The 15,252-nt window shown below is 66.3% G+C and carries 8 protein-coding genes; 4 read left to right on the top strand and 4 right to left on the bottom strand.

Annotation, left to right across the window (positions count from 1 at the left end; translation table 11 throughout):
* Positions 1–243 precede the first annotated feature (243 nt).
* Both ACO06A_RS09295 and ACO06A_RS09290 read left to right on the top strand, forming a co-directional pair.
* Positions 244–4,848: a sacsin N-terminal ATP-binding-like domain-containing protein gene (locus ACO06A_RS09295; protein WP_421735724.1), complete on the top strand. Its 4,605-nt coding sequence runs from the start codon at positions 244–246 to the stop codon at positions 4,846–4,848.
* 606 nt (positions 4,849–5,454) lie between these two features.
* On the top strand, positions 5,455–6,039 hold the full coding sequence (locus ACO06A_RS09290; RefSeq protein ID WP_421735723.1) for a helix-turn-helix transcriptional regulator: 585 nt from the start codon (positions 5,455–5,457) through the stop codon (positions 6,037–6,039).
* A 378-nt stretch (positions 6,040–6,417) separates the two neighbouring features.
* Here ACO06A_RS09290 and ACO06A_RS09285 read toward each other — a convergent pair whose 3' ends face one another.
* The gene (locus tag ACO06A_RS09285) at positions 6,418–7,536 is read right to left on the bottom strand and encodes a hypothetical protein (protein WP_421735722.1); all 1,119 of its coding nucleotides are present in this window, start codon (positions 7,534–7,536) and stop codon (positions 6,418–6,420) included.
* A 341-nt stretch (positions 7,537–7,877) separates the two neighbouring features.
* Positions 7,878–11,762, bottom strand: a complete 3,885-nt coding sequence (locus ACO06A_RS09280) for a hypothetical protein (RefSeq protein WP_421735721.1) — start codon at positions 11,760–11,762, stop codon at positions 7,878–7,880.
* A gap of 780 nt (positions 11,763–12,542) precedes the next feature.
* Between ACO06A_RS09280 and ACO06A_RS09275 the strand changes: the two genes are divergently transcribed.
* Together ACO06A_RS09275 and ACO06A_RS09270 are read left to right on the top strand one after the other, a co-directional pair.
* Positions 12,543–13,211 (top strand): hypothetical protein, encoded by a 669-nt coding sequence (locus ACO06A_RS09275; RefSeq protein ID WP_421735720.1) that lies wholly within the window; start codon positions 12,543–12,545, stop codon positions 13,209–13,211.
* Between the two features lie 77 nt (positions 13,212–13,288).
* On the top strand, positions 13,289–14,095 hold the full coding sequence (locus tag ACO06A_RS09270) for a hypothetical protein (RefSeq protein ID WP_421735719.1): 807 nt from the start codon (positions 13,289–13,291) through the stop codon (positions 14,093–14,095).
* Positions 14,096–14,174: 79 nt separating this feature from the next.
* On the opposite strand, the gene ACO06A_RS09265 is transcribed toward ACO06A_RS09270, so the two are convergent.
* The gene (locus ACO06A_RS09265) at positions 14,175–14,789 is read right to left on the bottom strand and encodes a type IV toxin-antitoxin system AbiEi family antitoxin domain-containing protein (protein ID WP_421735718.1); all 615 of its coding nucleotides are present in this window, start codon (positions 14,787–14,789) and stop codon (positions 14,175–14,177) included.
* Positions 14,790–14,903: 114 nt separating this feature from the next.
* Positions 14,904–15,194, bottom strand: coding sequence for a hypothetical protein (locus ACO06A_RS09260; protein ID WP_421735717.1), 291 nt, complete (start codon positions 15,192–15,194; stop codon positions 14,904–14,906).
* Between the last annotated feature and the right edge of the window lie 58 nt (positions 15,195–15,252).

Raw genomic sequence — 15,252 nt, 5'->3', positions numbered from 1 at the left:
GACGAGGTCCGCTGGCTCGGGCACCGGAAGCAGCTCAGTGCTGATGGACAGGTGACTGCATTTGCGGAATCGCACCTTTCCACCCGACGGCGTGCGAACCCAGCCCAACGTCGCGCCGTCATCAGGTGAGCCACGAGGCGTCAGCGAGATTGGTACCGTCCGATCGGAGCTGACTGTGTCGTCGGCGTCGAGTGCTGCGATTCGGGCGATCACGGATGGGGCGCCCCGACGGTGGGAGCACGGGTGGTCGAGGTTGAGCAGTGGCGGTTCGGCGCAGAGGATGCGGTCGAGGCTGCCCACGAGGTGGTTCACCACGATCCTGATACAGCGTGGAGTCGGATCCCGGTTCCTTCCAGCACGGACGCCGCCTTGGCGAGCCTTGCCGCGCTCAACGCGGAGTTCCATGCGCTGCCGGTCAGTATCCGAGGCGCCCTAAGGCGCGCGACGACCAACGCCGCGCAACTGTCCGACGATCGGCTCCAGGGCCTCGCGGAGCTCCTGCAGAACGCTGACGACGTCGGTGCGACCGACGCCTACTTCATGGTCGACACAGAAGGTCATCGGCTCCTGTTCGGACACAACGGCGGCGACTTCACGTTGCCCGACGTCTGGAGTCTGACCATTCCTTGGCTCAGCGATAAGGCCGGCGAGTCCGACGCACTGGGGCGCTTTGGGATCGGCTTGAAGACGCTCCAGTCGCTGTCCCAAACACTGGAGGTCCACAACGGCTACTTCCACCTGCACCTCGGACGCAGCACGCTCGACCCGGCCAGCGCGGATCAACACTGGGCACAGTGTCCCGACGCCACTACGGTGTTCGTGATCCCGTTCCAACACGGCAGCGCGACGCACCAGGACGTTGCGCAGTGGCTGGAGGCGTGGGGCGACGCGGGACTCATCTTCCTGCGACACCTGCGGTCCGTAACCCTGGTCGACGAGACCGCCACCCCCTCGACACGCCTCGTAGTCACTCCCGGCGTGGTCGTCGACGTCGACTCTGCGGCGACGCGAACTACTCGAACGTCTGTCGAGGCTCCAGACGGCCGGTCTTGGCTTCTGTACCGCCGACGTCCGCCAAGCCCTGCGAGCCACCGAGCCGGCAAAGCCCAGACCGCCTCGACCCCGATTGCGCTGGCTATCCCCCTCTTCTCCGGTGACCACGGCCATCTCCATGTGGGTCTACCGGTTCGGCCAGTTGGCCTACCGTTCCGTGTCTCAGCTCAGTTCGACCCCTTGGCCAATCGCCGCGATATCTCCGCGAGCGAGTGGAACCTGGACCTTCTTGAGCTGGTCGCGGCGCTCTGGCTCGATGCGGCTCTCGACCGCTTCGCGGTCGACCCGAGAAGTGCGTGGGCGGCCGTCCCGCTTGCATCGCAACTCGAAGCTGACGCCCTCACCGCGGGGCCGGTTAGAGATGCCTTGGTTGAAGACCTGCTCATCAGTGCACGGCTCGCACTCGCCGAGTCCCTACGCCTCGATGGCGGCAACGGCGAACTCCTTGGCCTGGATCGGCTTGCATTCGAGACTCCGGACCTGACCGGGATTCTGACGCACGAGGACCTGCGTGAAGTCTCTGGCTTGCCCGGAACCGTGGTTGAACGGGTTCGTTCGGCGGACGATTGCTGGCGGGATGTCCTCGCGGAGTTCGAGACGCTCGGTGGACCGACGCCGACTCTCGTCGCGCCGTCCGCTGCGGTCGCACTGCTCGACAACCCTGCCAAGGAGACGCAGTTCCTGGCAGATCTCACGGCCGCCGTGATAGCCGTGGCGACAGACGAGGACAACGGAGATTGGGAGCTCGAGGAACGTCTCGCCGCCACCGGCTGCCTGGTTCTCGCAGACGGCACTCGGTGCGCCCCAGACGATCTCACTGGCCTACGAGTCCTGCTCCCGGCGGACGTCTCGCCTCTGTGGTCGACGCTGGTTATCGGACGGCGCATCCATCCGGAGTATGAAGCACGGGAAAGCTGGCACACCGTCGTCGCTGACTGGCTGCGGTCGAACAAGCGGCTGCGGTCGAGCGCAAGTGACGGGGACGCGTTGGCTCTCTTGGCTACCGCCGGAAGGGAGTCTCGAGAGCTCCCCGAGCCACTGTCCGACGTCCAGGCGGATGCGCTGAGGTCCGCACTCGAGTCAGTCGATGAGACTTTGCGCGGTCAACTCGGTGCCGGCATCGGCAGGGCAGTCCGATTCGAGGCGACCGTCTACGCAGCGGACGGAACGCGAACCAACACCTTTGCCCGGCCAGCGGATGCGTACTTCATCGAACGTGAGAAGAACTCCTGGTCCGTCGCAGCGAAGCGGACCCCGGGTCTCGTCTGGCTCCATCGTCGTTACAGCCAGGATCTGCGCGCCGAGGCCGGCCGGGCGGGCATTGGGGCGCAGCGGCTCTTTCGACTGTTGGGGGCAGAGAGTGTCCCTCGCCTGCCGGCGCACCCCGGCAACGAGAAGCGCTACGTGTACTACGAGCCGGGTGTGCGCCGGTTCTATCCGGGCACGCCGCCGCGACGTGCGAGTCAGATGGGGACTTTAGGCGCCGAGTACACGCTCGGGGATCGGCACTCACCCGACCTTGACGCGGTGCTCCGCGACATCGCAAAGGAGAAGACCGCTGCTGAACGGCGCCGACGGGCGAACGCTCTTCTCGCGTGCTTGGCGCGCAACTGGGACCGACTCGAGCCACACGCGCGCGTCCGGGCCGTCAGCACCGGTGGGCAGTGGAACCTGAGGGGAACCGTCGATGCATGGTGGGTCAGCAGCGCCGCGTCCATCTCGTGGCTGACTAATGGGCGTGGCCGTCTCACCGCGCCGGCAGACCTTCGGCTCCGCACTAGCGCGAACGAAGCGATGCACGGCAGTAATCCGGCGTTCTACCTCGCAGACAGCTATGACGTCGCCGGAAGCCGCGAGGTGCTGACGGCCCTGGGGGTGGAAGGCAACCCAACAGCGAGCGCCCTCATGGAGCGACTCGGACAGATCCGCGCCGCGCAACTACAGGGGCACGGTCCCGGGCAAGCGGCCTCCGACTCACACCTCCTTAGCAATCGGGAAGCGGTCGATGCTGCGGCGCCGCTGTACAAAGCACTCGCCGCGGCCATTCAGGGTTCCGGCGCCGCGCGGCGCGTCGGCGACCTCACCCCAGCCGCAACGCGTGCGATCTTCGATCGCGGCGACGGCCTCATCGTCACCGACGTCGGATGGCGTCGCACGTCCACGGTCCTCAGCGGACCGCCGATCTTCGGCACGTTCGCGCCCTTCGTTCCGGCGATCGAAGGCACCGACGCTCTTTGGAGTCTCCTCGGGGTCCGTCCACCCCGAGGCGGGGACGCCAAGGGCGTTCTCAGGGCGCTGTCGAATCGCCGGTCCCTGAGCGCTGACGAGATCCAGATCATGCTCGAAGCCCTTCGCCTTCTCGCGAAGGTCACCCCCGACCAGCTCGGCCAACTACGACGCTTCCCGGTCTACGTCGGGAGCGAGTGGACAACCAAGAGGCCCGTCTTCACTGCGGCGAACCCCATTCTTGCCGACGCGCTCGCCGAGAGGGTGCCTATCTGGCAGCCCGGAGGCCCGCTCGCTCAGCTCGATGCACTCATCGAACCCTTGGCGCTTACGCGCCTCGACACCTCGCACTGCCACGTCGTCCGCTCGACCGCAATCGAGTACGACGCCGACCTGACAGCGCTGTTCAAGGTCGCCGTGCGGAACCTGCAGACGGACCTCGCCCGTAGCAGTCCCCGGACCTCCCAGGCTTTGACAACCACATGGGAGGAGCTGGCAGAGTTTCAAGTTGCGATCGTTCCCGACCTTCGGATCCGCGTCAGCGCGCCTGAAACTGGAGACGGCCACCAGATTCACGCACCGGCGTGGCTCGACGCCCAGCATCGGGCGCTGCTCGTAACGACGCCCGAAGACTTGACCCATGCACGGAGCGGCGGCTACGCGGTCGCCTCACTGTTTACGGCTCCCGCCCGAGACATTGCCTACGCATGGGTTGTCGCATGGTCAGACGCCGCAGCAGGCAAGCAAGCGGAAGTCGTCGTAACCGCCGCAGAACGGGCCGCAGAAGACAAGTTGAGGCGTGAAGCGAGTGCCTCGGCCCTCCTCCATATTGGCAACGCCGCGGACCAACGAAGGAATGCGGCACAGGCGACGAACCGACGCGGACCGAAATCCGCCGAACCGAGGAGCGAATCGGGTGTGTCCGTGCCGCTCGCCCTGCCTCAGCCAGCGCGACGGCTCATCGATCTCGATGGGCTTGTGGTCCGGGTGCCTGACGATGCCTCAATCCCTTCAGGATCCCCCGGTAGACCGCATGACGATGAAGGCGTCCCGGCGCCCACTGCTTGCAGCACCGTTGCCGCCAGGGGCGAGCCTGGACTACGGGACCCCGTCCGCTCCAACCCCAGCAAACCTCCCGCGCCGGGTCGTGGACCACTCAACTACACCGCAGAAGAGCGTGAATCGCTCGGACTAGAGCTACTTCGCCTGCTCCTGGCGGCCGACGACGCAACACTCACCGACGTTCGGCACCAACCGAACGTCGGGGCTGACGCCGTCGACGACCACGGCCGCTTCTTCGAGCTCAAGGTTCACGCAGGAGCAATCCCTGACAGTGTGAGACTCGAGGACAGTCAGGTTCAGCGCGCCCTCACCAACACCGAGTTCTACCTCGTCCTGGTTGGAAACGTCGAAATCGGGCAGGGTGCGCCGGAGGTGCGGATCATCCACGATCCGCTGCATCACCTGACCCCCGAGCCGCGCGGGTCGGTTCATCTCACCGGCATTCACTCGGCCGACACCGTCCTCGTTCGGCACTTTGAACACCCGGACGACCGGTCTCAGGTCTAGTTCACCCTCGGGGAGTGCCTACGGCTGCCCGGTGTCCCGGGCGGCCCTCGGCTGACTCGTCACGTGCCAACCGTTGCAGAATCGACAGCGGTACTTGCGACGCTCTGCTCGACGGGTTGAGGTCCCGGCAGCCTCCGCGAACGCCCGAGTAGTTGCAGCCAGGTGGAGGGCTCGCGTCGCGCTCATACCGTCCGGGAACCGAGACTTCCCGGTGCGCACGCATCGGGAGGTTGTCGGCCGTCTGTGCCGGTCGAGCCGGGTCACAGGACGACCATCGCAACAGCGGCCGCGCCGGCAATCGCCGACGACCAGCGGAAGACCTCCTTGGCTGCCCGAACCGTCGTGGAGTCGGAGCCCATCGGGGCCACCTCGTCGTAGAACTGGCGGACCCCTGCAGCTGCGCTCCCCACGAGAGGAAGTGAGTACAGCCCGCCCGACGGCTTGACTCCCTCAGACCGGACTGCCATCGCGACCTCTGCAACGTGCGTCTCCATCTTCTTCCCTCCAACAAGTTTGGCCGTGTTGCCAGTAGTTGGAAGGCTAGGTGCATCCACAGTCCCGGCGCAACTACTTCCAACTAGTGACTTGTTGGCATACGGTCACGAGATGGAGGACACCACAGGCGAACTGCGCGACCGGCCGCTGTCAGAGGAGCCAGAGTTCGTGGACCTGGTGGTTGGGCGTGATCGCGACGCCGACAACCGCAGCTTCGGAGAACTGCTGGAGAGGCTCCGGTGGCACGCCCACCTTTCTCGCAGCGACGCGGCAGCGAAGCTGGGGCTCTCTTCCGAGTATCTGCGCCTCATCGAGGCGGGCAGGCGCACTCCCGCCTTGGGTCAGATGCACAACTTCCTGGCCGCCTACGGTGCCGAGGGTGAGACTCAGAAGGTCATGCCCGGTGGGGACCGGCCCGATCTGATCGTCCTCGACCCACTCAACGGCGAGCCGGTCATCGTCGAGTTCACAAGCCGAATCCGTGAAGCTCGGCGCACCGCTCTCGGAGGCCCGCCGGAGGACGACGAGACGCCGCTGGACGAGAGCCATCGCCTAGATGAAGGCTGGACGACGAGGCGCGCGATCGAACTCGGCATCGCAGTTTCGCTTCTAGTGCGAGCCGATGACGCGACGATTCGACGGGTGCGCCAGATGCTGGAAGGCAGTTCGGCGGCCCGCGCCGGCGCGGCCGAGTAACAGCATCGCCGTCACACTTCGTGGCCCACCGATTGTCGCCCCCGGCACGACCACCGCGGGCGCGCCCGCAACGCGCAGCCGTGCTGGCCGGGCTTCTCGTCGCCGTCACGCCCGAGCCGGGGTCTGCTCCGAGCACGGACGCTGCCCGACTAGGAGCGCCGGTCGAGCAGCAGTAGACAGTTGCAGCACTTGGGCGGGAGGATCTTGATGTGGTGAACCGGCGCACGCCGGGCATGGGCGAAGTGAAGTCCGCCCGGTGGAAGTGCAGTCACGTGGACGAGCACGGCGCCACGTGCCAATACTGGCTGCCGGCGGAGAGCCAGCCACCGCCGCACGACCTCCACCCTCGGGCGCCGATGGTGCGCCTCCCCGCTGCGACTACGCGCCCGCCCCAGGCTTAGCCACCTGGTGAGTGCCATCGCCGGCACCCGCTGGGTCTTTCTGAGCGGGACGTTGCAGTGTCGCCCGGATGGAGAGCAGCACGGACCCGTAGGCATGTGCGCTGGCAATCGTTGCCCGGTAGGCGAGCAGAGCGATCAGCACGGTGATCGTCTCGATCACAATCAGGTAGGAGCCGTAGCCCCACAGGACGGGAATGGCCACGACGCCCACCAGTGGCACCAGGAAGACGAGGGTGCTGTACAGGTCGAGGCGTGACCGCTCCTCGTCGTGGGCGGCCTGCAGGGACGGCGGCAACTCGTCGAAACAGTCTTGTACGTAGCGCTCGATGTCGTCGGCGTCGAGCTGTTGCTCATGACGTCGCAAGATGTTGCCGAGCTTCGTCGGCATGACCCACCCCGAGACTGGGTACGAGCCGAGGCGGTTGTCGAGCACGGCCTCAGCCAGCCGCAACTGCGGATCACCAAGGCTCTCCCAGTCGAAGGCGAGGGCCGCCTCGAAATCGGAGGCTGTGAGGTGGGCCGTGGCCTGACGTCCCTCCAGTCCGGCGAGCAGGACCTCCAGTTGGTCTGGCGTGAGCAGTGGCGGATGTCCCGTTGCCACCAGCTCGGAGTTCCGGTTACGGATTGCCAGGAACGCGCCGTCGCGCATGGCCTTTCGAACTTCAGCGAGTCGCGTCAAGAGGCTTGCCCGACGCCTGCGGTGCCACCACACTCCCAGCGCTGCCGCAGGTGCCAGTGCCCGGTTGGCCGCCCAGTAGCCCTCGAGGAATCGGATGGCCTCGAAAGCAAATGCCTGAGTGAGCACCGTGGTGATCACGATGACCGCCAGGATTACGACGGCGCCCCCTACGGTTACGTGGGACAGTCGCTGCCCTGCGGCCACCGCTGCCTGGGGCCAGTCGCAGGGGCTCGGGCACGTGGTGGGATCTTCGAGCGTGACACGCAGCGCGAACAGATAGGCCGAGGTCACCACCAGCGCCGCAGAGGCCAACCAAGAGCTGAGCAGCAGTTGACCGAGGACCCTCGCGAAGAACTCGGAGAGTCCCTTGGGGACCTTCGAAGCCTCCTGCCCGCTTGCGTGCGCGTCCGGCGCCATGCGTTCAGTCTGGCGGCGTGCCGGCTGTCCACGTCGGAGCACACGCTTCCGCACGGACATGAGGTCACCTGCAGCGGGGTCGGCAGCGGCACAGGTCAGGTCCATAAGGGCTGGTGACAGTGGCGATTGATTCGGCTTTGCCGAGGAAGCCGCATCTTCGACGGTAAAGACGAACCGTTTCGAGCCGATCTCAGCGGAGTCGTCGCCAGATCGACAACTCGCAGCGCCCGGCGGAGTTCGTGCGCGAGCGGCGCGTCCCATGCGCGGCGCATAGAAGAGACGGACCGCCGATCGGGGCGGCACTCGCACTGAGCATCAAGTCACGGGTACTCACCATTGGCTCAGCGTCGGGCGTCACGCTCGGCTCGGCGGTCCTGCTGCCGCCCGTCCTCGTCGTAACCACGGGCAAGTTCCTCCAGGACTGCGCCGGTGCGTGGCCATCCGTCGCGTACAGCCTCGCCCCACCGCCGGTACATCGCCGCCAGCTCCCGTTCCTGCAGACCACCGTCGTAGACACCACGCGCGGTCACTCCGCGCTGGTTGATCCGCGACCCGATCAGGGCTTCCTCAAGGCTTGCGTCTTGCTCGTGCTCCAGCACCGAACGCACCGGCAAGCAGGGCCACGTGCCGTCGGCGTCGGTAACGGCAGCAGCGAGAGCCTCTCCGATAACCATGGACGCCACGCGGGTCACGCTCCGCGCCGCGAGGTCGACGCGTGCCTGGTCGACCCACGCCTGCAGGTCCTCCGCGTTCGGCGGGGTATCGGGGAGCCCACCAGGCAGGGGTCCGTGCCACTCGTGCAGCAGCCGCCAGCACGCGTCGCTGAACCGAAAGTCTTCATCGCTCAATGGCGAATCGTCGTCGGGCTCATTGCCTTCGCCGCCGCCCTCATCAAGCGGTTCGCCATCCGCTGACGTCGCCCCGGTCGACTCCGGGTCCAGTGCCTCGTCGGGCCGGTAGACCCTGCTCACCACGTCGGCGAACAGTTCTGGGTGGCGACCGAGTTCGCGGTGTAGGGCTCGCGGCTCCCGCACGTGCGTGAGCGCAGGTAGGTAGAAGAACTCCAGTTCGGCGATCTGGTCGTCTGGGACACCGATGGACTCCAGTTGGTCCAGAAGCCGACCGACCTCGTAGTCCAACGAAAAGCCGGCGCCGCGAGGGCTCTCCTTGGTCCCCTGAGTCGGGGCTGAAAGGACACGGACGATGAGGTCTGCCGAAGGCGCCGACTGTGTGTTGGCGCTGACCGCGACGAGGGCCGTGAATGGGCGGTCGACCAAGAGGAGGCCGTCAGCGACCCGCTCGAGACTTCCCGAAGGGATGCGGTAGGGCGAGACGCTCGACCAGAACACCGCCTGTTGTTCCTGGTCCGCAGTCTCGACGAGATCCAGCAGCGCCTCCGAGATGTCAGCACAGAGCAGGAGTCGCCCAGCCTGTCCGGGCCGTGCGGCGACCTGTGTGGCCAGCCATCCGAGATCTTCGGCACGTCGACGAGCCATGTTGACGGCAAACAGGTGGATTGGGTCGTCGGGTGGTCGGTCTGAACCCAGGAGGTCAAGAACGGCGTCGTCGTGGTCGTCGGTGACGTCCGCCAGCGAACGGCCGACCAGTCCAGGCAACTCGACCTCCTGCGCGAAGCTAACGACCGCATCGAGTCCGCTGACAAGCAGCGCGGCGACGACATCTCGGCGACGCTCCTCAAGCGAAGGCCGCACAGAATCGCTGGAGCGTCGATGCTCGTCGACGTCCGCTGTCCACCCGAAGAGCGCGACATCGGCACGACCAGCGACGACGAGCCCATGCGTAGAGAGGAACTCGTCGAGGGCCCTCAGGTCCTCGTCCGGCATTGCCCACTGCGCCTCTCTGTAGCGCCGGTGGCGATCAGCCAGCGTCAGCAGCACCTCGAGCACGCCGTCCCTACCGTCTCCACCGAGTTCGTCCCATCGAGCATCGAACATCGTCAGGATGCGGCCCTGGTCCGCAGACGAGAACCGCTCAAGTAGGCCGGCGACCTGCGGCGCGTAGGAGGAAGAAGTCGTGAGAAGACGGGTGCAGATCTCGTTCATCGCCGTCCCGTACTCCGCGCGGGTTGAAACCGTGCGAAGTGTCGGCCAGTCCCGGTACTGCGGTCCCGACCGGATGATCCCTACACTCTCGCGCCCCGCCAACGACGCCATGAGGGTCACCTCAAGCTCGGGAACCGCGCGTGTCACCGCATCGAGTACCGCGAGTCTGTTCGCCGCGTTCACCGCACCCTGCGGAGCCAACAGATCCAGGATCGCGGTCAACGATGCCGAAGGACGGTTGCCGAGTCTGCCTCCCGGATCCAGGACCGCTAGACGGGCCAACACCACGCACACTCGCGACACGTGCGCGGCCGAGAACGCCAGTGTCTCAAGTGCCCACAAGAGCGATGAGTGCGCCGACCGTGATCCGCCGAACGCGTCGTCAGCCTCGTCGAAGAGCTCCATCACCGGTGGTGGTGACACTCTCAACGACTCGTCCAGTGCATCGAGGAACGCGTCTGGCGCCGCCTCGGCCAACAGCTCGAGCACATCAGCCAGGGCCAACCAACGCTCACCGTCTGCGTTCCGGAACAGGTCCCGCACGGCAATAGTGGTCACCGCCTGCCCCGACCGGTCGCCAGCAGCCAGAGCGTCGCCCACCACGCCACCGAGGACAGCAAGTGTGGTCGCCATGCCCTTGCGCAGCCGGATGGAGTAACGCCGTCGCGGTGGATCTCCCCGGAGCGTCGACGCAATCCTCTCCACATCCGACTGCCCCCGGCCCGGGTCGGCTTCCGTCAGAACGTCCGGAACCCGGTCGAAGTAGGCCCGCAGGTCCTCGGTCGTTACCAGCCGACCCAGCGCGTCCCACGCGTCCACGATGTCAGTGAAGTCCCACTCGTCACCGACGAAGCCGAGAGGCGGGTCCTCTACGGCGGCAAGTTCGGCGAGGTCCCTCGCGAGTGCCCGCCAGGACGCCCGCCCCGTCAGCTCGACGAGAACCGCCTGGTCGCCTGCTCTGTCGGCCTGCCAACCGCCGGCGAGCAAAGCGGATGCCAACAATGCCGACGACGCCCCCTGGGCCCAGGGCGGCTCCTGCCGGCCATACCGACTCAGCCGACGCCGTATCGACCCGAGGTTGCGTCGGCAGGCCAACGCGTACTCCTGCGACTTGTAGAACTCGACCCCTGTTGCTTCCCAAGCTGCCGCTGCCGCATGGGGATCCAGCGGCGGCAGTCGCCCTTCGTGGCCACTTCGTGCGAGCAGCGGGAGTACCACGTGGTGGCCGGCATCGACTGCACCGTCTATCGAGTCAGGCACGAACAGCGGCACCAGGATGAGCGATGTGGCGTGCACGCTCCACCGACGCCATCCATCGCTGTCGGTGACGACGATGGTGCGCTCGCGAAGAGCCTCGAGCTTTTCCGGCCGCCGCGACTGCGCGTCAACCCCCGGCGCGTCCACCTGCACATGGCCGGGCGCGCCATCGGCCTGATCGCCCGACGCGGGGTTCGGTTTCGAACGCACCAGGAGCGTTGCAGCGACGAATGCCACCGCGTCCTCAATACTCGGCGCACGAACGGGGACAACCGTAGGACTACCGTCCAGTGCATCCAGGACGCGAAGAACGTCCGTTCCACGGCCGGCGACTAGGACCCCCGGCGGCATCGCAGGGTTCGTTTGGCGCGACCATCGCGTGAACCAATCCCCGATACCGATATCGCCCAGGGACCTGATCCCGAGGTGCTCACCCAGCCACGCTTCCACACCAGGACATGTCTCCAGCCATAGGGCGAGCTCGTCGGCGGCCAGCGAGATGATGTCTTTCCAGCCGTCGCCGCGCTCCTTCATGTCTGCGACCCACTTCGCGCCTGCGCCCCACCGGCGGCTGGTAACCGCTACAAACGTCGTCGTCGCGCGCTCCTCGGCGGTCGTCTCCCTGGTCCGCTTCTCATAGTCATCGACCGCCTTCTTGCGCTGACCAGCGCTTGTCCCGAACTCCCAGGCTGAGGCACCGACCGGCACGTATGGCGGAGCACCGCCTGCAACGTTCACCACCCCGTCGAGACCTGGCAGCGCAACCCCCTCGGCCGCAGGTACCCGGATCCAGTCCGGCCGAACTGTCGCCATGACCAACTTGCGCACCAATGTCGGCAGGTGCGCTTCTGAGTCTCGGCGCCGCGACCAGTCGTCGAGATCGGTCGACGTCAAGTGTGTGCTCACGCAGTCACTTCCTCGCTCCGTAACGAGCTTCCGCCGGTGCTTCAGCGAGTATGGCGGCAGGGGTCAAGGACCGGTGTGCGAACTTCCAGGCCGGCTGGGCCGACGGCGTGGCTTCACGGGAGCGGCCTGACCTCCATCGTGGTCAGGTCGAGCAGCACCGCGTTGCCGGGCCGGTGCTCGCGGTCCAGGACGTGCACAGTGCAGAGCCCGTCGCGGTGTGGCAGGTCGTGGCTGAGGCGGGTGCCAGTGCCCGCAGAACACGAGGCGGGGACGGGTGTTCTGGACCCCGGTGTGCAGCCGGGCACGCAGCTCCTCCGCCTCGGTGGCGACGTCCGCCGGCGGGTCGTACCCGGAGGAGAGGGAACTCCGGTTGGTGCGTCGTGGGTGGGCAGCACGACCAGCGGGTCGATGCCCGCCGATGTACCCGTTCGTCGTTGACCATCTCCTGGGGCGACCAGCTCACACCCCGGCCTAATGCTCCGAGCACGGACACCGCGCCCCCGAGCGCACCGAACCGGCGGCGGGCGATTGCGAAAGGTGAACCTCGCGATAGCGCGCGCGTTACCTAGGCGAGGACGTGCATCCCGGCGGCGTCCAGCGGGGCGGCGTCGATGCGGTCCCAGTCGTCGTGGTGGCCTGGCGAGACGAGCACGTGCAGTCCCAGCTGGCGAGCCAAGGTCTCGATCGTGTTGACGGTTGAGATGCCGGCATCCGCCGACTGCACCTACACCTGCATTTTGAGCGAGGCCTGCAGCAAACGGCATCGATATGGTGCGGCCCATGAGAATCACGGCAGCGGACACCGCGGGTGCGCTGGACGCCAGCGTCGCGTTCGACGGCTGGGTCGGGGCAGCGATCGCAGCGGCCGCCTCAATCGTCGTGGCGGTTGTCGTCCTGCTCCTGACTCTGCGGCACGACCGTGTTCAGTTTTCGGCGCAGATGGACGCTGAGCGTTCGAGCTTTCTCGAGCAGGTTGAACGGCAGCGTGGGCTCGTGATCGAACAGGAGCGCATGCGCGCGTTTGCTGAGCTCGCTTCCGAACTAATGCGGGTTCAGGAGCACCTCGGACGTAATGCGCCCGCGATCGAAGATGCCTTCTTGCCGGTCGTCTCGGCCTACCATCGCTGGACCCTGTATGTGCCGGAGTTCGATGACGAGTTCGTCCATGGAGTCAACCGAGGCATTGGGACGGTCCGGGAGAAGGCTATCAAGGCCCGACGGGACGCCTCGAACTATTCCCATCAAGAGCACATCGAACTGACCGAGCGCGCAGTGGAAGTCCGCTTCGATGCTGTCGGCGGTGGCGAGGATATTCACTGGATCATTAAGCACGGCCGCATCTGGCATCTTGACCCGGGCCAGCGCGTGGCGTTGGGGAAGAAGTCTGTGGACCGGTTCCCGCGGCGACTGTCGGTGGACCTCGAGACCGGCGAGGATCGACTGGTATAGGTGTGGGAAAGCGATACTGCCGGCAACGCTCGAGGGGCCGCCTACCCTTCCGCAGTCAGCCCCCAGGATGATGAGAGATGAGTAGCTTGTGGATTCCTGCTCGCCAGCGGATCTCTCGCGCCCACGAGATCTCTGATCGGCTGCGCTCCGAACTGGCGGCGTACCTCGCGACAAATCCGACTCGGCTCGAGGTGCGTCGCCGGGTTCCAGGAGGATCCGAACTCGTGCTGCGCGTAGATCGTCAGCCGCCGGCGCGGCTGGCGTACTTGCTTGGCGAGTACGTCCATCAGCTCCGCTCCAATCTGGACAACATGGTCGTCACACTCGCGGAGCGGGGCGCCGGTCGCCCGTTGTCTGAGCGCGAGGAGCGACGGTTGCACTTCCCGATCGCTAGCGATGATGGGGGGTTTACTGAGCTAGTGAGGACTGGGCCGTTGGCGCTGATTGACGCCCCAGCAATCGAATCGATCCGGGCTATGCAACCGTTTGCCAATCTGCGTTACCTATTTGGGGACGAAGAGCACGGAGGTCCAACGTGGGACCAGCCGCTGACGGTGCTATCGCAACTTTCAAACCATGACAAACATCGCCGCCTTACGGTTCTGACTCAGGTCCCCGACCGCATTGCGATCGGCATGCTAGGTTCCGGTGGCCCCGGGCTCAACTACGTCGGTTCTCATCCATTCTCCGACGGAGATGTCATCGCGACGATCGAAGTCGACGGCGCCTTCGAGTTGCTCGGATCTGAGTCGACGGTCATGGTGGAGGTCCCGCGTGGGCCGATGGCTCGACTGGATGGACTAGTTTCCAAACTCGACCTTGTCGGATCACGCGCATTCGAGCACCTGACCGGGGAGCCGTTCGTGGAAGTCGATCTCAACTGACCAACGAGATCGGGGGGACGGTCGTTAGTGCCTCGATGGCGGCGCGTGGCTGCTCTACCCGTGCTGGGGGCAACCGACTTCACGTGAGGTACTGCAGCGCCTCGCGGATCGGGCCTCGGGCGCGAGGGAGGCGGTCGGCTATCGCGAGTAGGTCTACTGGGTGCGAACCCCGCCGGCGGAGCCATCGACGCAGAGCTTCGTTGGCGGTCTCGTAGCCAGCGACGTTCCTCGCACGAAAGGCGTCGACGATGGTGCGTTCGGCGCTGTAGAGGCCGATGAGGTCGGCAGTGCCGGCGATCACGTGGTCCAGTCTGCCGATGTCGAACGTCGCCTCATCCCAGTGGTGCCAGCGGATCGCCATCGAGGCTTCGGGTGGTCGCGCTCCGCGGGGAATAGCCAGATCAGTCGCGGCCGGGATCTCGTCCGTAAGTCCGTGGAGTACTAATGCGCTGGTCAGGCAGATGGTCGCCTGCGGTGCACGGATGGCAGCTCCCAGCAGCTCGACGTCATACATCGGCTCGTGGTCTGCTCGCCGGTACACGCCCGGGGCAACGCGCTCCAAGTCGCCCCGCGAAGCGAGGCGGTAGAGCCTCGAACGGCTCACTCCGGCCCGTTCGGCATCGGTGAGCGTGAATGCGCCGGCAGGCAGGTCGGCGCCGCGCGACCTGGACCTGGATCCGGCACTTTCTGTCATCACATAACTCTAGGTGTAGACGTATCGTCCCCGTCAAGCGCCCGCCTCGTCCCGTCAGTGGACGGGATCCGATCGAGCGCCGTCGCCACGTCCCCCCGTCCTGCCGCACGAGCGTCAGACGCTTCGTCGCTGCGACCAGTGCCGGTAGCAGAGACGGCGTTCGGCGGGCGCATCGCCGCTGAACGCGGAACCAACCTCGCCTTCCTGCGCCGTGACGACGAGCGCAGCCAACGAGGGCTCGTCGCGGTTAAGGCAGTCCTGGCTGAGCGCGTCCAGGGCCTTACCGACGCCGTTGGGCGCGTACGGCTTGCCGGTTTGGTTCATCAGATCGCCGTGGGTGATCGTCGTGCCCGCCTTCGCCACCCCGACCAGCACGGCCCGGATCTTTGGGAGAGCGTCGAGCATGTGGTCAGTAACGTTGATCGGGTCTCGGCGAAAGTCGACATCGAGGGGGCCAGGCCCG

The sequence above is a fragment of the Cellulomonas sp. genome (genome assembly GCF_965229465.1).
Classification (GTDB): domain Bacteria; phylum Actinomycetota; class Actinomycetes; order Actinomycetales; family Cellulomonadaceae; genus Cellulomonas.
This window is presented reverse-complemented; position numbering and strand designations above follow the sequence as displayed.

Coding starts and splice junctions, on each gene's coding strand:
- ACO06A_RS09290 (WP_421735723.1), top strand. CDS start 5,455: ATGGAGGACACCACAGGCGAACTGCGCGACCGGCCGCTGTCAGAGGAG.
- ACO06A_RS09285 (WP_421735722.1), bottom strand. CDS start 7,536: ATGGCGCCGGACGCGCACGCAAGCGGGCAGGAGGCTTCGAAGGTCCCC.
- ACO06A_RS09275 (WP_421735720.1), top strand. CDS start 12,543: ATGAGAATCACGGCAGCGGACACCGCGGGTGCGCTGGACGCCAGCGTC.
- ACO06A_RS09270 (WP_421735719.1), top strand. CDS start 13,289: ATGAGTAGCTTGTGGATTCCTGCTCGCCAGCGGATCTCTCGCGCCCAC.
- ACO06A_RS09265 (WP_421735718.1), bottom strand. CDS start 14,789: ATGACAGAAAGTGCCGGATCCAGGTCCAGGTCGCGCGGCGCCGACCTG.
- ACO06A_RS09260 (WP_421735717.1), bottom strand. CDS start 15,194: ATGCTCGACGCTCTCCCAAAGATCCGGGCCGTGCTGGTCGGGGTGGCG.